The 16,087-nt window shown below is 64.0% G+C and carries 15 protein-coding genes and 1 riboswitch; of the genes, 5 read left to right on the plus strand and 10 right to left on the minus strand.

Going from position 1 to position 16,087, the window contains the following annotated elements:
- Positions 1 to 12: 12 nt before the first annotated feature.
- From hslV to LPB04_RS07115, 7 genes are all read right to left on the minus strand, one after another.
- Positions 13 to 549, minus strand: coding sequence for an ATP-dependent protease subunit HslV (gene hslV / locus LPB04_RS07085; RefSeq protein WP_193688021.1), 537 nt, complete (start codon positions 547 to 549; stop codon positions 13 to 15).
- Between the two features lie 85 nt (positions 550 to 634).
- Positions 635 to 1,939 (minus strand): STAS domain-containing protein, encoded by a 1,305-nt coding sequence (locus tag LPB04_RS07090; RefSeq protein ID WP_193688022.1) that lies wholly within the window; start codon positions 1,937 to 1,939, stop codon positions 635 to 637.
- 232 nt (positions 1,940 to 2,171) lie between these two features.
- Entirely contained in the window at positions 2,172 to 2,621 is a 450-nt protein-coding gene (dksA, locus tag LPB04_RS07095) for an RNA polymerase-binding protein DksA (protein WP_056342667.1), read from the minus strand.
- Positions 2,622 to 2,828: 207 nt separating this feature from the next.
- Positions 2,829 to 3,866 (minus strand): CobW family GTP-binding protein, encoded by a 1,038-nt coding sequence (locus LPB04_RS07100; protein ID WP_193688880.1) that lies wholly within the window; start codon positions 3,864 to 3,866, stop codon positions 2,829 to 2,831.
- Between the two features lie 118 nt (positions 3,867 to 3,984).
- Positions 3,985 to 4,914: a tyrosine recombinase XerC gene (xerC, locus tag LPB04_RS07105; protein ID WP_193688023.1), complete on the minus strand. Its 930-nt coding sequence runs from the start codon at positions 4,912 to 4,914 to the stop codon at positions 3,985 to 3,987.
- A gap of 9 nt (positions 4,915 to 4,923) precedes the next feature.
- Positions 4,924 to 5,586, minus strand: a complete 663-nt coding sequence (locus LPB04_RS07110; protein ID WP_193688024.1) for a DUF484 family protein — start codon at positions 5,584 to 5,586, stop codon at positions 4,924 to 4,926.
- A 149-nt stretch (positions 5,587 to 5,735) separates the two neighbouring features.
- Entirely contained in the window at positions 5,736 to 6,785 is a 1,050-nt protein-coding gene (locus LPB04_RS07115) for a porin (protein ID WP_193688025.1), read from the minus strand.
- A 466-nt stretch (positions 6,786 to 7,251) separates the two neighbouring features.
- Here LPB04_RS07115 and LPB04_RS07120 point away from each other — a divergent pair, with 466 nt between their 5' ends.
- Positions 7,252 to 8,988: a tetratricopeptide repeat protein gene (locus LPB04_RS07120; RefSeq protein ID WP_193688026.1), complete on the plus strand. Its 1,737-nt coding sequence runs from the start codon at positions 7,252 to 7,254 to the stop codon at positions 8,986 to 8,988.
- Between the two features lie 43 nt (positions 8,989 to 9,031).
- On the opposite strand, the gene dapF is transcribed toward LPB04_RS07120, so the two are convergent.
- The 3 genes from dapF to LPB04_RS07135 are packed head-to-tail and all read right to left on the minus strand — an operon-like array spanning position 9,032 to position 11,625.
- A complete protein-coding gene (dapF, locus tag LPB04_RS07125; RefSeq protein ID WP_193688027.1) occupies positions 9,032 to 9,895 on the minus strand; it encodes a diaminopimelate epimerase in 864 nt (287 codons plus the stop codon).
- 18 nt (positions 9,896 to 9,913) lie between these two features.
- Positions 9,914 to 10,777 carry an LpxL/LpxP family acyltransferase gene (locus tag LPB04_RS07130; RefSeq protein WP_193688028.1) on the minus strand — a complete coding sequence of 288 codons (864 nt, stop codon included), beginning with the start codon at positions 10,775 to 10,777 and terminating at the stop codon, positions 9,914 to 9,916.
- Positions 10,774 to 11,625, minus strand: a complete 852-nt coding sequence (locus tag LPB04_RS07135; protein WP_193688029.1) for a lysophospholipid acyltransferase family protein — start codon at positions 11,623 to 11,625, stop codon at positions 10,774 to 10,776. The genes LPB04_RS07130 and LPB04_RS07135 overlap by 4 nt, the downstream gene beginning before the upstream one ends.
- Positions 11,626 to 11,811: 186 nt before the next feature.
- Between LPB04_RS07135 and metK the strand changes: the two genes are divergently transcribed.
- The 4 genes from metK to metF all read left to right on the plus strand — a co-directional run bounded on the left by metK (position 11,812) and on the right by metF (position 16,084).
- A complete protein-coding gene (metK, locus tag LPB04_RS07140; RefSeq protein ID WP_193688030.1) occupies positions 11,812 to 12,978 on the plus strand; it encodes a methionine adenosyltransferase in 1,167 nt (388 codons plus the stop codon).
- Positions 12,979 to 13,295: 317 nt separating this feature from the next.
- Positions 13,296 to 13,368, plus strand: a riboswitch (S-adenosyl-L-homocysteine riboswitch).
- Positions 13,369 to 13,394: 26 nt separating this feature from the next.
- A complete protein-coding gene (gene ahcY / locus LPB04_RS07145; RefSeq protein WP_193688031.1) occupies positions 13,395 to 14,822 on the plus strand; it encodes an adenosylhomocysteinase in 1,428 nt (475 codons plus the stop codon).
- A 94-nt stretch (positions 14,823 to 14,916) separates the two neighbouring features.
- Positions 14,917 to 15,270: a phage holin family protein gene (locus LPB04_RS07150; RefSeq protein ID WP_193688032.1), complete on the plus strand. Its 354-nt coding sequence runs from the start codon at positions 14,917 to 14,919 to the stop codon at positions 15,268 to 15,270.
- Positions 15,257 to 16,084: a methylenetetrahydrofolate reductase [NAD(P)H] gene (gene metF, locus LPB04_RS07155; protein ID WP_193688033.1), complete on the plus strand. Its 828-nt coding sequence runs from the start codon at positions 15,257 to 15,259 to the stop codon at positions 16,082 to 16,084. Before LPB04_RS07150 ends, metF begins: the two co-directional genes overlap by 14 nt.
- The last annotated feature ends 3 nt before the right edge of the window (positions 16,085 to 16,087 follow it).

Below are 16,087 nucleotides of genomic sequence, written 5' to 3' on the forward strand. Positions count from 1 at the left end.
TATGCGCGCCGGTCAGTCCAGCGTTTCGATGATGTGGGACAAATTGGTGTAGATGCACAGCTCGCCGGCGATGGTCAGCGCCTTTTTGACGACTTCGCCTGGCGGCAGGTCGGTGTTTTCCTGCAAGGCTTTCGCTGCCGACTGGGCATAGATGCCGCCGGAACCGATCGCGCCGATGCCGTCCTCGGGCTCGAGCACGTCGCCGTTGCCGGTGATGATCAGGGTCGTTTCCCTGTCAGCCACCAGCAGCATCGCCTCCAGCTTGCGCAGCATGCGGTCGGTACGCCAGTCCTTGGCCAGTTCGACCGAGGAGCGCAGCAGGTTGCCCTGGTGCTTCTCGAGCTTCGCCTCGAAGCGGTCGAGCAGGGTGAACGCGTCGGCGGTGGCGCCGGCGAAGCCGCACAGGACTTTACCTTGGTAGAGCTTGCGCACCTTGCGTGCCGAACCCTTCATGACGACGTTGCCCAGCGTAACCTGGCCGTCGCCGCCCAATGCGACCTTCTCGCCGCGGCGCACGCTCACAATGGTGGTGCCGTGAAATTGTTCCATATCTGCCTCATGATTAACTAGCCCTCCGCAAGTGGGGGTGTTGCACAAAATTGCAAGACAGGATGAGATGCGTGCCGAAGCCCGTCTAGTATTTATGCGCGTAAAGGCGGGCGCAATCCCCGTAGTTCAACAGGCGCAGCAATGCCGCCACCAGGTGGTTCAGTTCGCGCAGTTCGATGCGGCGTTCGTCAGCGGCAAGGCGGCGCAGGGTGGCATGCAGGCTGGCGGCTGCGGCGAACTCGATGCGCACCAGCCGCGCACAGTCGAGCACGACCGGTGCGCGCGGATCCATGGCCGCATATGATTCGATGGCCTCCAGCAAGTTCCGAATGTCGCCCTCGACGACGGCGGGCAGCATGAAGCGCTGTTCCGCCGCCATGGCGCCATGCGCGGCGGTGCCGGCGCCGCCCTTCGGGGACGGCAACGCTTCGAACGAGGGCGGCGAGACTTCGAAAGTGACGCAATAATCCATCGCCGTTTCTTCGAAATCCTTTTCGCGCCCTGCCAGCTGCAGCACTTCAAGCAGCAACAGCCAGGGCGCTTCCCCGCTGCCGCGCTCGCCGATCGCCAGCATCGGCCGCAACACGGCGAGGAGGACGTCGGCGCCGGCCAGCACGACGTCGCGCCGCGCCGCGCGCAAGTCCTGCAAGGCGGCCAGCAGGGCGGCGCAACCGTCGAGGGTGGCATGCGTGATTCCGGCGACATCGATGCGCACCGGGGAACCGGCGCTCGCGCCCAGGGCATGCAGGCGCAGCTTCGCGTCCTGATCCAGGGTACCCGTAAAACGCGCGGCCGGCGCCAGCCCGGCGACGACTTCCTGCGGGCTGTCGGCCGGCAAGCGGTTGCTGTAGGCGGGCGGCGAGGTTTCGAAATGGCTGGCGTAGTCGATCGCGATGCTGTCGAAATCCTGCTCGCGGCCCGCCGCCTGGTAGAGGTCGAACAGCATCCACCAGGGCTGGCGCTCGCTGCGTCCCAGGTCGGCCAGGCTGGCGCGCAGCATTTGCTCGGCGAGTGTAGCTTGACCGTTGGCATACAGGATGGCGCTTTCCTCGACCACGGGCGCGGCGGCGGGCGCGGCGGCGGCGTCGGGCTGCTCCAGCTGGGTGACGGGTTCAGTTTCGCCAGGCGCTTCGGGCCCAGGGGCACCTGCAGCCGCGGCCGCAGCCGGTACGCGCCGCGTATTGCCCCAGCGTGCTTCGGCGTCGTCGAAAAAGTCGGTTGTCATCGCCAGTTCGATGGCGTCGATCTTGGCGGCGGTGGCGCGCGCAATTTCGCGCTGGCGCTCGCGGTCGGCGTCCAGCGACAGGCGCGCCGGCTCATCAAGGCGTGCGGGCGCCACCGGCGCCGCGGCCGGTTCGGGTTTTTTCTTTAAAAAGGAAAATATGCCCACGTTACCCTGTCGATCATCCGGCGCCGCGGCAGCCGTAGCGCTCATCCATGACGGTAGCATGGACGCGCGCACGCCGTCCTGCGCACACGTGCGCCCGCGCAAAGCCTGTGCGGGCGCCTGCTAGTGTATCCGATAGGAAAGTTTTGATCGCACGAACGGGAGCGACCAGGACGTAAAAAAGAGAAAAGCATGCGGCAGGCGCATGCTTTTATGAGGGCAAGGCGGACCGGAATCAGTCGCCGTAGAGCTTTTGCTTCAGTTCGCGCCGTTGCTGGGCTTCCAGCGACAGGGTCGCGGTCGGGCGCGCGATCAGGCGCGGGATACCGATCGGTTCGCCAGTTTCTTCGCACCAGCCGTAGTCGCCGCCGTCGATGGCAGCCAGCGATTGCTGCACTTTTTTCAGCAGCTTGCGCTCGCGGTCGCGGGTGCGCAGTTCGAGGGCATGCTCTTCCTCGATGGTCGCGCGGTCGGCCGGATCGGGAACCAGCACCGTTTCGCGCAGGTGCTCGGTGGTCTCGCCGGCGTTTTTCAGCAGCTCTTTCTCGAGCTGTTGCAGGCGGTCCTTGAAGAACGCGAGCTGGGCCGGGTTCATGTAGTCCTCTTCGCCCATCGCCCGAATTTCTTCTTCCGTCAAAAGTCGGTCTTCGGCCTGAGCGGCATTCGGTTTCGTTGTTTTAGTCATGACTTCACTTACCTTCGATACGACAGAGGTTTTCATTTTATCAGCTAGCTCAGCCGTAGCACCCTGAACTCAAGGGTGCGCGCCCTTGCTGCTGCCATGACGGCCCATACGATCCGCCGTCTTCGCTGCCTGGCTTCGGCAGCGGTCAATCATCAGTACTTGTTGGACCCTTGTGGGAACCGACCGGTACCGCTAAACCGGGATAGTTTATACCAAACATTGTTCCAATCCGCGGATAAATACGTCTTTCGGTAAATTTTTACCAATAAATACCATTTTGCTGCCACGGGCCTCGTCAAGCTCCCACTTGGCGCCGAGGTCGCTGCCCATGATTTGATGCACACCCTGGAAGACGACCTTGCGCTCGGCGCCTGCCATCGACAGCACGCCCTTGTAGCGCAGCATGCTCGGCCCGAAGACCTGCACCATGCTGCCGAGGAACTGGTCGAGCCGCTCTGGATCGAACGGACGCTCGCTCTTGAACACGAAAGCGGCGATGTCGTCGCTGTGGTGCGCGTGGTGGTGATCGTGCTGGCAAGCCTCGGTATGAACGTGGCCGTGCTCGTGGTGCTCGTGCTCGTGCTCCTCTGCGCGCAGGAAATCGGGGTCGAGTTCGAGCTTGTCGTTCAGGTTGAAACCGCGCAGGTCGAGGACTTCGGCGATCGGCGCGCGGCCGAAGTCGGACGTCGAGATCGGGGCGCGCGGGTTGATCCGCTTTAAACGCATCTTGAGGGTTTCCAGCGCATCCGCATCGACCAGGTCCAGTTTTGATAACAGGATCTTGTCGGCGAAACCGACCTGGCGCTGGGCTTCCTCGTGGCGGTCGAGCTGGTCCATTGCATGGCGGGCATCGACCACCGTCACGACGGCGTCGAGCATGTAGTGGGCGCCGACTTCTTCGTCGACAAAGAAGGTCTGGGCCACCGGGCCGGGATTGGCGAGGCCGGTCGTTTCGATGACGACGCGGTCGAAGCTGATCTCGCCGGCTTCCCGTTTTTGCGCCAGGTTCGTCAATGCGACGACCAGGTCGCCGCGGATGGTGCAGCAGATGCAGCCGTTGTTCATCTCGACGATCTGCTCGCCGCTGTCCTGCACCAGGATTTCGTTGTCGATGTTTTCTTCGCCGAATTCGTTCTCGATGACGGCGATGCGCAGGCCGTGCTCCTCGCGCAGGATGCGGTTGAGGAGGGTGGTCTTGCCGGCGCCAAGGAAGCCGGTGAGGATGGTGGTGGGAATGGGTGACATGGTCATTTTACAATTCGTACGGCTGGAAGCGGCATGGGAAGCCGAAGATTATGCCGCAATTTGCAATTTGCCACCATCGACCGCGCCAGCGTTTGCGCCAGCTCAGGCGAACCCTTGTCTACTTCGCTTTCGCTCTCGGATGAGCTCGGTCATATACGGCGGCAAGATGCTGGAAGTCGAGCGCGGTATACACCTGGGTCGAGGTGATGCTGGCGTGGCCGAGTAGCTCCTGCACGGCCCGCAAATCCCCCGAAGATTGGAGCAGGTGCGAAGCGAAGGAATGGCGCAGCACGTGCGGGTGCACGTGGACGGGCGAGCCGGCCTGGAGTGCGTGGCTCTTCAATCGCTGCTGCACCACGCGCGGGGTGATGCGGGTGCCGCGGGTCGACACGAACAGGGCGGCGCTGCCGTCCTTCGCCGGCGGACGCACCGCGAGCCAGGCGTCCAATGCTGCGCGCGCCGGGCCGCCGACCGGTACCCGGCGCATTTTATTGCCCTTGCCGGTGACCACGACTTCGCCGGCCGCCGCATCGAACCAACCGAGCGAAGTGGCGCCATCGGCATGCGTATAAGCCAGGTCGAGCCCGGCCAGTTCCGACACCCGCAACCCGCTCGAATACAGCAGTTCGAACATCGCGCGATTGCACAGTTCGCTTGGCTCCGGATGGCCGTGGCGGTTCGCTTCCAGCAGCTGGACGGTGGCGTCGACCGCCAGGGCTTTCGGCAGGGTCTTGGGACGGCGCGGGGCGCGCACGCCTTCGACCGGGTTGGCCGGCAGGGAAATCTGGCGCGACAGCCAGCCGTAAAAACCGCGCCAGCCCGACAGTTTGCGGGCAATCGAACGCGGTTCCTGGCCGCCGGCATGCAGGCGCGCGGCGAAGCGGCGCATGTCGGCATGGGTCAGAGCCGGCCAGTCATCGTGCCCGGCCAGGTTGCCGAGCTCGGCCAGGTCGCGCCGGTAGGCGGCGATCGTGTGTTCGGACAGCTGGCGCTGGGTGGCCAGTTCGCGCAGGTAGCGCCCGGCCCAGTCTTCGCGCGCCGTGTCCATTAACTGGCCTCAGGCGCGCAGCGGTGCCAGCGCGGCGCTCGCGGACTGGCCCAGCTGGACCAGAAAATCGGTCGCCATCACCGGGCTGAAACGCTCGGCGTCGGGCGAACCCATCACCAGCAGGCCGAAGCTGACGCCCTCGCTCGTGAGCGGCAGCAGCACGGTCGAGCGCACGCCGTCGGCTTCGTCGAGCCAGCGCAGGGCTTCGAAATCCTTGTTCGGACCGCAATACGGCGCGCGCAGGCTGGCGGCGAACAGGCGCGCATCCTCGGCCACGTCGGCTGCAAACCAGGCGTCGGCATGCTCGGGGCGCACATTCCACAGGCGCAGCGTCGCTTGCGGCACGCCGAACTGCGTCACCAGGGCGTCGACCAGGTCGCGCGCCAGCGCCGCGCCACCGGTCGATTTCAATAAGGCCAGGTGCCAGGCATGAAAGCGGTTCAGGATGACGGTGTTGTCGGCGGCCGTACGCATCAGCTCAGCCATGCGCAGCTCGAGCGCGTTGTACTTGGCGCGCATGACTTCCATTTGCCGCTCCTGCAGCGACACGGCCTTTCCGGTCAGCGGGCTCGACAGTTTGACTTCGCCCAGCAGGCCGGCATGTTCTTCAAAAAAGCGCGGGTGGTCGGCCAGGTATTGGGCGACGGCGGCGGAGTCCAGGGTGACAGTCATCGGTAATCTTGCAAGAAATAGGGTGTGCGCAATTCTACCGCAGCGGGGCAGGGCGGCGGACAGAAAAGGGTGACGCAAAAAAGGCAGGAACCGTTGCCGGTCCCTGCCTTTTCCAGATTCAACTCTGGCGGACTTGCGTCCGCATCAGCTTAGAACGAGTGGTTCACGCCGATCGTGTAGAAGTTGACCGCACCTGGGTCGACGGCACGGTTGGCCTGCGACTGTGGGCCGTCCTTGCGCGATGCATCGACGTAGACGTAGGTACGCTTCGACAGGCTGTACTCGTAACCCAGCGACAGTTGCTTGGTCTTGAACGAGTTGTCCGGATCCTTCTGGCCATAGCCTGCCAGGAACTTGCCTGGGCCCATGGTGTAGTTGGCGCCCAGCACCCATGCGTTGGTCTTCGCACCCGAGCCGGCTGGCAGGGTCACCAGGATATTGTCCTGGTCCTGACGGGTGTACAGGGCCGTCAGTTTCAGTTCCGGGGTCGCGTTGAACGCGGCGCCGATCGACATGACTTTCGATTCGACGGCGTTACGCTCGTAGCCCAGCATGACTGCTGCAGGACCGTTGTTGTAGGTTGCCGACACCGAGAACGGGTTGGCCGATGCCTGGGCGCCCACTGGGTACAGGGTGCCGATTGCCGGGCCGCCGTTGTTTTCCTTGGTGGCGATCGCGGTGTTCAGCTGGAAGCCGCTCACGACTGGCGTGTTGTACCAGAAGGCGTTCGACCAGCGGTTGTTCGAGCTGCCGGCTGGATCCAGCGGTGCCGAGTTGTAGCCGGCGACTGCCAGGTCGGTGTAGAAACCAGCCTGGTGTGGCAGTGCGTGGAACGGCTCGAAGGCGCCGACGGTTTCCTGGTACGGGGTCAGGCCGCGACCGATGCGGACCATACCGAAGTCACCCTGCAGGCCGACGCGGCTCTGACCCTGGAACAGCGGACGGCTGCCGTTTTCGACGGTGCCGGTGTCCGGCTCGTAGCGGATTTCCAGTTGGAACAGTGCCTTCAGGCCGTTGCCCAGATCTTCGGTGCCCTTGAAGCCCAGGGTGTTCGACGCGCGCTTGCCGATGGTCAGGGTCTGACCGGTGCGCTTTTGAACGCCAGCATCGATGGTGCCGTAGATTTGCACGGCGGTCTGTGCATGGGCCACACCGGCGAATGCGCCGACGAGTGCGACTGCCATCAGAGATTTTTTCATTTATTTGTATCCTTAGAAGATGAATCGGAATCCAAAGAGCGTTGAGACTTTGTTTGCTGAACACTCGGACGAGTGAACCTTAAAGGCTTAACGCGTCAAGATTGCCGGATTGGTGAATTATGACCGTTCGAGTTGGTGGAAAGCCAATTTAACCAATCGTGCTGTTGTATTTTCGAAACGCCTGAGCCCGGAAAAGGCCCCATTTTGGGCTTGACGCACTGCAAGGTAGCGGAGTTCCGCATCGTTTCGATGCGCTTGTTCGATATCAATCTTCAAGCTGTTCGGGAAGTTTGCACCCCAACGCTGGCTTAGACTTCCCTTGAACCGATGGGTGTGGGCGTGATCCGGGATCTTCTTGTATATTGGCAACTTTGCCAGCGACAGCCGACCCGTCGCCGCGTTCCGCCGATCCCGCCTGTACACGCTTGCCCACCCACGCCTGCCCACCAATTGATGAAGACAACCGATGGCTAATCGTGAAGAACTGGCGATCATCCGTGGCGCCCGCAGTGGCCGCGCCGAGGCGCAGCTCGAACTGGGCAAGCGCTACCTGTTCGGCAGCGCCGGCCTGCCGCGCAGCCTGCCGACGGCGCTGCACTGGCTCGACCGGGCGGCGCGCCAGGGCTGTGCCGAGTCCTGCGAACTGATCGGCAGCCACATTCCGCTCGACCTGGCGCGGGCACACGGCACGCCGCTGACGCCGTGGTACGAACGCGCCTACGACGGTGGCAACCTGCGCGCTGGACTGGTCCTGGCCCAGTTGCTGCTGGAAGACGGCCGCGCGGCGCCCGATGCGCTCCACGCCAAAGCCGTGCACGCGCTCGAAGAGGCCGCGCGCGCCGGCTTCGCCGAAGCGCAATGGCTGCTGGCGCGCCGGCCGGAAATCGCCGCAAGTATTCAGGCGGGCATGAGTCTTGCCGCCGCGTCCGGCACGGGCATGGGCATGGGTAGTGTCGCTGTTGCAGTGCAGCATCCGGCCGCGCCGCCACGCGACCGGGCGGGACAGGTGAGCGAGCGGCGCGCCACCGCGCGCCCCGGCGCCGCGGATGCGGGCACGGCAGCGGCGGCAGGCCAACCCTGGCTGCGGCGGGCGGCCGACAATGGCCTGGCCGAAGCGCAGTTCGCGCTGCTCGAGCAGAGCTGGGCAGCCGAATCCTGGCACGACTACCTGGCGCGTGCGCTGCCGCTGGCGCGCGCGCTGGTCGATAGCGGCGGCAGCAAACACACCCGGCGCCTGGCACCGGGCGAAGTCACCTTGTTGTCGCGTACGGCGCGCCTGCTGGCCGAAGGAAAGGGCAATGCGGAAGCGGGCAGCGACGAGATCCACGCCTTCTGGGAGCTGGCCGCCGCTGAGCACGATCGCCATGCGCAACTGGCCATCGGCCTGTGGTATGCGCGCATGCAGGTCGACGGCACCCGGATCCAGGGCGGCACGGGCGCAGCGAATTTCAAGAAGGCAATCCGTTGGCTGCTGCTGGCGGGCGAGCAGGGCCTGGCCGAGGCCTGGTACGCCTTGTCGCGCATCTATCTAAAACCCGAGTTCTCGCAACGCAATGTCGCCGACGCCCAGCGCTACCTCGAGCGGGCAGCGGATATGGGTTACGAGATCGCCCAGCTCGAATGCGGCAACAATGCCTGGCGCGCGCGGCGCGAAAACGAAAGCAACGATGTGCGCGCCGTGTTCTGGCTGCAGCAGGCGGCGGCACAGGGCAATGCGGAAGCCGGCGTGGCACTGCGCAAGATCGCGCCGCGCCTCGACGATGCGTCCCACACCGAAACCGGGGCGTTGCGCGATTGTGTCGGCGACCTGTCCGCCCACCCGCTGCTGGCGGCGCGGCTGGAACTGGCGGCGCTGTTTGGCCTCAGCCGGGCCGAAACCCTGCTGCTCGACGTGACCGCGGCCGACCAGGGACATTGCCTGGTGATCGATATCCGCGCCAGCTACGGGCGCAGCAAGCGGCGCCTGGTCATGGTCAATACGGCCCCGGAACGCCAGGCGCTCGACCGCATCGTGCGCCTGTTCGAGAACGTCGATTGCGGACCGGGTGGGCCGGAAGGCAATTACCGCCAGCGGCTGTACCGGCTGCGGACCCTGATGGCCGATGCCGCCATGGGCGAACGCACGCTCGACGATACGGACGGCAGGCTGACCCCGCCGGTCACGCCGGAGCGCGGCAATCCTTCCTACGGTATGGCGGCCTGAACAAATTGCCAGGCCGGCTGCGCTTTCCTGACAGGCGCCTGATTTAGATAGTGATCTCGCCTTCGAACACCGTGACGGCCGGGCCGCTCAGGTAGACCGGGGCGCCTTCGCCGGCCCAGGCGATCGACAATTCCCCGCCGCGCGCCGATACCCGCACCGGCGAATCGAGCAATCCACGCCGGATGCCGGCGACGACCGCCGCGCAGGCGCCGGTGCCGCAGGCCAGGGTTTCGCCGGCGCCACGCTCGAATACACGCAGTTTGACGTGATTGCGGTCGACGACCTGCATGAAGCCGGCGTTGACCCGCTTCGGGAAGCGCGGGTGATGTTCGACCTGCGGACCCAGCTCCGCTACCGGAGCCGTGTCGACATCCGGCACCGTCTGCACGGCATGCGGATTGCCCATCGAGACGACCGATACCGGAACGGTCAGTGGCCGCTCTCCCAACTGCAGGTTCAAAGGCCACAGCAAGTCTCGTCCTTCCGGCAGGCCGTCCAGGCCCTGGCTGTCGAAGGGCACCGCGGCCGGCTCCAGCACGGGCGCGCCCATGTCGACCGTCACGCTGCCGTCGTCTTCCAGGGCCGGGGCGATGATGCCGGACATGGTCTGCACCCGGATGCTGCGTTCGCCACTCAAGCCCTGGTCGCTGACGAAACGGGCAAAGGCGCGCGCGCCGTTGCCGCACTGTTCGACTTCGCCGCCATCGCTATTAAAAATACGGTAGCGGAAATCGGCGCCGGCGACGGTCGGGCGTTCCACAATCAGGATCTGGTCGGCGCCCACGCCGAAGCGGCGGTCGGCCAGGCGCTGCCATTGGGCGGCGCTGAGGTCGACCTGCTGGTGGATGGCGTCGATCACGACGAAATCGTTGCCCGCGCCCTGCATCTTGGTGAACTTGAGTTTCATAGGATTAGTTGTAATGCATCAATCGTAGAGCGATGGTTCGCCCGCTGGGCGGGTTTTGAACCGCTTATGCGTCCAGAAATATTCGGCAGGCGCTTCGCGCACCCGGTCTTCAATAAAAGCGTTCATGCGGCGCGTCGCGGCGAGCATGTCGTCGCCCGGATAATTCTCCCAGGCCGGATAGAAGCGCACGCGCCAGCCCTGGTAGTTCGGCAGGTAGGTGGCCACTACCGGGATCACCTTGGCGCCGGTGGTGCCGGCGATCCGGCCGAGCGCCGTCAGGGTGGCTGCCGGTACGCCGAAGAAGGGCACGAATTCGGCATCCTTTTCTCCGAAATCCATATCCGGCAGCATGAAGTAGGGAAGGCCGTCGCGCAGTGCGCGCAGGATCGGCTTGATGCCCTCTTTACGGGTCACCAGCCGTACCGGACCGTAGCGTTCGCGGCCATGGCGCAGCAGCCTGTCGAAGGCGGCGTTCTTTTGCGGCACATACATGCTGCACACCGGGATCACGCGCGAGGCGACACCGGCCACGTCGAGGCAAACGAAATGGGGGCACAACAAAATCGTCGGCCCGGCTTCCATCGCCGCCTGCGGCACCGCGCCCTCGACATGGATGAGTTGGCGCACCCGCGCTTCCGGTGCCCACCACAGGATCGAGCGCTCGAAAATGCTGCGCGCGTAGGCCCTGAAATGCTGGCGCGCCAGAGCACGCCGTTCGGTTTCCGACAATTCCGGCATGCACAGGCGCAGGTTGGTCAGCGTGATGTGGCGGCGCTTGCCCAGCACCACGAACAGCAGGCTGCCGATCGCTTCGCCGAAACGCCCGAGCACGGGCAGTGGCAGCCAATGCAGCAGCCACAGGAAGGCAATCAGGACCCTCATGCCACGGCCTCGGCCTCTGGCGCGGCCACCCCACCTGGTTGTTTATAACGGTTGTAGCTCCAGAAATACTGACTTGGGCAACGGGCAATCAGGGCTTCCATCGCCCGGTTGATGCTGGCGGCCTGCTCGGCCGGAGTACCCGTCAGGTCACCCTCGAAGGGGACGAAGCGCACGACATAACCGCGGCCTTTGGAAAGGCGCTCGGCATAGACGAGCAAAATGTCGGCCTTGCCCAGTTGCGCCAGCTTCGCCGGCAGCGTCATCGTATAGGCAGGGCGTCCGAAGAAGGGCGCCCAGACGCCTTCTCCTTCCTGCGGTACCTGGTCCGGCAATAAACCGATCGGCTGGCCGCTTTTCAGGGTTTTGGCAAGGATGCGCACGCCCGACAGGTTGGCCGGCGCGAGGTGCAGGTTGTGACGGGCTCTGGCACCCTCGACCAGCGGTTTCAGCGCGCTTTTCTTCGGTGGGCGGTACATGACGGTGAGCGCCGTGTGCAGCGCGATCTGCTGGGCGGTCATTTCGAAGCAGCCCAGGTGGGGCGTCAGGAACACGATGCCGCGCCCGGCGTCGAGCACGCGTTGCACCATGTCCCAGTTCTCGACCGTGGCATGGCGCGCAACGCGCTCCGGCTTGCCGCACCAGACAAAAGCCAGCTCGACGATGGCCTTGCCGGCCTCGGCGACGGCAGCGCGGCGCTGGTCGCTATAGCCGGCCTGGGCCAGGTTGGCGTCGAGGCGGCGCCGATACGAGGGAGACAACAAATACACCAGCCAGCCCAGCGCCGCGCCCAGGGCGTGGAGCAGAGGTAGCGGAAATACGGATAAGACTCTGAATAAGATAACTAGCATATTGACCAGCGTCGAGGAACAAAGCAGGCCCCTCCGCCAAAAATTTCTTAAAGGAGCGTAAAATACCACTTTACGCAGGATCCGCCGAGTTAATAGACAACTTGCGAAGCGGAATATAAATGTCGCTAAAGCGTCGCAGGCACAGGTTGCTGCGGCAGTTTTTTGATCACAGTAACTGGAGCCTTCATGTCCAACGATTATCTCTTTACTTCCGAATCCGTCTCGGAAGGCCACCCCGACAAAGTCGCCGACCAGATCTCGGACGCGATTCTCGACGCCATCCTCGAGCAGGATCCACGCGCCCGCGTCGCCGCCGAAACGCTGTGCAACACCGGCCTGGTGGTACTGGCCGGCGAGATCACGACGCACGCCAACGTGGATTATATCGGCGTTGCGCGCAACACCATCAAGCGCATCGGTTACGACAACACCGATTTCGGCATCGACTATAAAGGTTGCGCCGTCATGGTCTGCTACGACAAGCAGTCGCCGGATATCGCGCAAGGCGTCGACGAAGGCGCCGGCATCGACCTCGACCAGGGCGCGGGCGACCAGGGCTTGATGTTCGGCTATGCCTGCGACGAAACGCCGGAGCTGATGCCTGCCGCTATCTATTACGCACACCGCCTGGTCGAGCGCCAGTCGCAGCTGCGCAAGGACGGCCGCCTGCCTTGGCTGCGTCCGGACGCCAAGTCCCAGGTGACCCTGCGCTACGTCAACGGCCGCCCGGTAGCGGTCGACACCGTCGTGCTCTCGACCCAGCATCACCCGGACGTCTCCCACTCGCAGATCGAGGAAGCGGTGATCGAGGAAATCATCAAGCCGACCCTGCCGCGCGAATGGCTCGAGAACACGAAATATCTGGTCAACCCGACCGGGCGCTTCGTCATCGGCGGTCCGCAGGGCGACTGTGGCCTGACCGGCCGCAAGATCATCGTCGACACCTACGGCGGCGCAGCCCCGCACGGCGGCGGCGCCTTCTCGGGCAAGGATCCAACCAAGGTCGACCGTTCGGCCGCCTACGCCGCCCGTTATGTGGCGAAGAACGTCGTCGCCGCCGGCCTGGCGCGCCAGTGCCAGGTGCAGGTCAGCTACGCCATCGGCGTCGCGCGCCCGATCAACATCACGGTCTACACCGAGGGCACCGGCGTCATCCCCGACGAGAAGATCGCCCAGCTGGTGATGGAACATTTCGATTTGCGCCCGAAAGGCATCGTGCAAATGCTCGACCTGCTGCGTCCGATCTACGCCAAGACGGCTGCCTACGGCCACTTCGGCCGCGAAGAGCCGGAATTTACGTGGGAGCGCACCGACAAGGCCGCGCTGCTGCGCGCCGAAGCGGGATTGGCGTAGATGTACCGATGACGCTCCAGCCCCCTGCGGCTGGGGCGTAACGTAGGGTGGGCTCTCGAGCCCACGCGTTCGTGCCGATGCGTACCGCACTGTCACCGCAGAGCGAAAACGTCGCGTGCCGGTATGAATTGGCGCGACAATTCAAGCGCCGCACGCGTGGGCTCGAGAGCCCGCTGAAACCGTCATGGCGGCCCTTGGCCGCCATGACCCCTACGGTAGACCCCCATCTCGACAGGGCAATTTGTTGCAACCGCACAAATTGCCCCAGCAGCAGCTCCATCGCCCTGCCGCCGTCGTCCAGACGTGCTAAACTACCCCGTTCCGAGGAGCGTTGCGACGAAAAGATTCCTTTTCGCCAGGCTCGGATCATCAACACTGCGCTCACGTTACTTTTTTCTAACTGAAAGGAGGGCGTGATGAGCGCCGTACTGAAAACCACCCAAGACTTCCACATTGCCGACATCTCCCTGGCCGCCTGGGGCGAGAAGGAAATCCGCATCGCCGAAACCGAGATGCCGGGCCTGATGGCAATCCAGGAAGAATTCGCTGCTGCGCAACCCCTGAAGGGCGCACGCATCACCGGTTCGCTGCACATGACCATCCAGACCGCCGTGCTGATCCGCACGCTGGAAGCGCTCGGCGCGCAGGTGCGCTGGGCTTCGTGCAACATCTATTCGACCCAGGACCACGCCGCCGCCGCGATCGCTTCGGTCGGCACGCCGGTGTTCGCCGTCAAGGGCGAAACCCTCGACGAATACTGGGAATACACGCACCGCATCTTCGAGTGGCCGAACGACGCCGCCGGCAATGCCGTGTACTCGAACATGATCCTCGACGACGGCGGCGATGCCACCCTGCTGCTGCACCTGGGCGCACGCGCCGAGACAGATAGCTCGGTCCTCGACAAGCCGGGTTCGGAAGAAGAGATCTGCCTGTTCAACGCCATCAAAGGCCGCCTCAAAACCGATCCGCAGTGGTACTCGAAGCGCCTGCCGGAAATCCTGGGCGTAACCGAAGAAACGACGACCGGCGTGCACCGCCTGTACCAGATGCACCAGGAAGGCAAACTCGCCTTCCCGGCCATCAACGTCAATGACTCGGTGACGAAATCGAAGTTCGACAACCTGTACGGCTGCCGCGAGTCGCTGGTCGACGGCATCAAGCGCGCGACCGACGTCATGATCGCCGGTAAAGTGGCCGTCATCGCCGGTTACGGCGACGTGGGCAAAGGTTCGGCCCAGGCGATGCGCGCCCTGTCGGCGCAAGTCTGGGTCACCGAAATCGACCCTATCTGCGCCCTGCAGGCAGCCATGGAAGGCTATCGCGTCGTGACGATGGATTACGCGGCGCAGCACGGCGACATTTTCGTGACCTGCACCGGCAACTATCACATCCTGACCGAACAGCACATGCTGGCCATGAAAGACCAGGCCATCGTCTGCAACATCGGCCACTTCGACAACGAGATCGATGTCGCGTCGCTGAAGAAATATCAGTGGGAAAACATCAAGCCGCAGGTCGATCACGTGATCTTCCCGGACGGCAAGCGCATCATCCTGCTGGCCGAAGGCCGCCTGGTGAACCTGGGCTGCGGCACCGGTCACCCGTCCTACGTGATGAGCTCCTCGTTCGCGAACCAGACCATCGCCCAGATCGAGCTGTTCGCCAACACGGACAACTACCCGGTCGGCGTCTACACGCTGCCGAAGCACCTGGACGAGAAGGTTGCGCGCCTGCAGCTGAAAAAGCTCAACGCCCAGCTGACCGTGCTGACCGACGAGCAGGCTGCGTACATCTCGGTGAAGAAGGAAGGTCCGTACAAGCCGGACCACTACCGTTACTGATCGGCGCTGGCCGAACTAGCGATGGTGAGACCCCTACGGACGCAGGCGCGTCCGTAGGTGCCCATAACAAGAAAACGCCCGACGAAAGCTGAACATGCGCCTGCTCCTGACCTGGCTGATCAATGCCGCCGCCTTGATGGCCCTGCCTTACCTCATGCATTCCGTGTCCGTCAGCAATGTCGGCACCGCCCTGATCGCCGCCCTCGTGCTGGGCCTGGTCAATACCCTGATCCGGCCCGTGCTGGTGTTGCTGACCTTGCCCGTCACGCTGCTGTCGATGGGCCTGTTTATCCTGGTCATCAATGCCGTGCTGTTCTGGCTGGTGTCGCATTGGGTCGAGGGCTTCGAGGTGGCGGGATTCTGGTCGGCCTTCCTGGCAGCGATCCTGTACAGCGTGATTTCGTGGGCGCTTTCTACCTTGCTCCTGAATAAAGATGGAAACCCCTAATTTCAGCATCGAGTTTTTCCCGCCCAAGACGCCCGAGGGCGCGGAAAAACTGCGCGTCACGCGCCGCAAACTCGCCGAACTGAACCCGAAGTATTTTTCGGTCACGTTTGGTGCAGGCGGCTCCACTCAGCAGGGCACCCTCGACACCGTGCTCGACATCATGGCGGACGGTCACCTGGCCGCACCGCACCTGTCGTGCATCGGCGCCACCCGCGAATCGATCCGCGCCATCCTGCAGCAGTTCCAGGACAAGGGCATCCGCCGCCTGGTCGCGCTGCGCGGCGATTTACCCAGCGGGTATGGCGGCGCGGGCGAACTGCGCTATGCAAATGAACTCGTCGAGTTCATCCGGGCCGAGACCGGCGACTGGTTCCATATCGAGGTCGCAGCCTACCCGGAAGTGCATCCGCAAGCCCGTTCGCCGCAGGACGACCTGCTTGCGTTCGAGCGCAAGATCAAGGCCGGGGCGAATGCCGCGATCACCCAGTATTTCTACAATGCCGACGCCTACTTTCAATTCGTCGACAATGCACAAAGACTGGGCATCGCCGTGCCGATCGTGGCCGGCATCATGCCGATCACGAACTACACGCAGTTGATGCGCTTTTCGGATATGTGCGGCGCCGAGATCCCGCGCTGGGTGCGCCTGAAACTGGCCAGTTTCGGCGACGACAGCGCTTCCATCAAAGCCTTCGGTCTCGACGTGGTGACGAGCCTGTGCGAGCGCCTGCTGGCAGGCGGCGCGCCCGGCCTGCACTTCTACAGCATGAACCAGGCAGTGGCGACCACCGCCATCTGGCAGCGCCTGGTGTAACGG

Origin of the sequence: Massilia litorea (assembly GCF_015101885.1) — a bacterium.
GTDB classification, from domain to species: domain Bacteria; phylum Pseudomonadota; class Gammaproteobacteria; order Burkholderiales; family Burkholderiaceae_D; genus Telluria; species Telluria litorea.

Excerpts from the sequence above, each read along its gene's own strand:
- hslV (WP_193688021.1), bottom strand. The coding sequence starts at position 549 with ATGGAACAATTTCACGGCACCACCATTGTGAGCGTGCGCCGCGGCGAG.
- dksA (WP_056342667.1), bottom strand. The coding sequence starts at position 2,621 with ATGACTAAAACAACGAAACCGAATGCCGCTCAGGCCGAAGACCGACTT.
- LPB04_RS07100 (WP_193688880.1), bottom strand. The coding sequence starts at position 3,866 with ATGTCACCCATTCCCACCACCATCCTCACCGGCTTCCTTGGCGCCGGC.
- xerC (WP_193688023.1), bottom strand. The coding sequence starts at position 4,914 with ATGGACACGGCGCGCGAAGACTGGGCCGGGCGCTACCTGCGCGAACTG.
- LPB04_RS07110 (WP_193688024.1), bottom strand. The coding sequence starts at position 5,586 with ATGACTGTCACCCTGGACTCCGCCGCCGTCGCCCAATACCTGGCCGAC.
- LPB04_RS07115 (WP_193688025.1), bottom strand. The coding sequence starts at position 6,785 with ATGAAAAAATCTCTGATGGCAGTCGCACTCGTCGGCGCATTCGCCGGT.
- LPB04_RS07120 (WP_193688026.1), top strand. The coding sequence starts at position 7,252 with ATGGCTAATCGTGAAGAACTGGCGATCATCCGTGGCGCCCGCAGTGGC.
- dapF (WP_193688027.1), bottom strand. The coding sequence starts at position 9,895 with ATGAAACTCAAGTTCACCAAGATGCAGGGCGCGGGCAACGATTTCGTC.
- LPB04_RS07130 (WP_193688028.1), bottom strand. The coding sequence starts at position 10,777 with ATGAGGGTCCTGATTGCCTTCCTGTGGCTGCTGCATTGGCTGCCACTG.
- LPB04_RS07135 (WP_193688029.1), bottom strand. The coding sequence starts at position 11,625 with ATGCTAGTTATCTTATTCAGAGTCTTATCCGTATTTCCGCTACCTCTG.
- metK (WP_193688030.1), top strand. The coding sequence starts at position 11,812 with ATGTCCAACGATTATCTCTTTACTTCCGAATCCGTCTCGGAAGGCCAC.
- ahcY (WP_193688031.1), top strand. The coding sequence starts at position 13,395 with ATGAGCGCCGTACTGAAAACCACCCAAGACTTCCACATTGCCGACATC.
- LPB04_RS07150 (WP_193688032.1), top strand. The coding sequence starts at position 14,917 with ATGCGCCTGCTCCTGACCTGGCTGATCAATGCCGCCGCCTTGATGGCC.
- metF (WP_193688033.1), top strand. The coding sequence starts at position 15,257 with ATGGAAACCCCTAATTTCAGCATCGAGTTTTTCCCGCCCAAGACGCCC.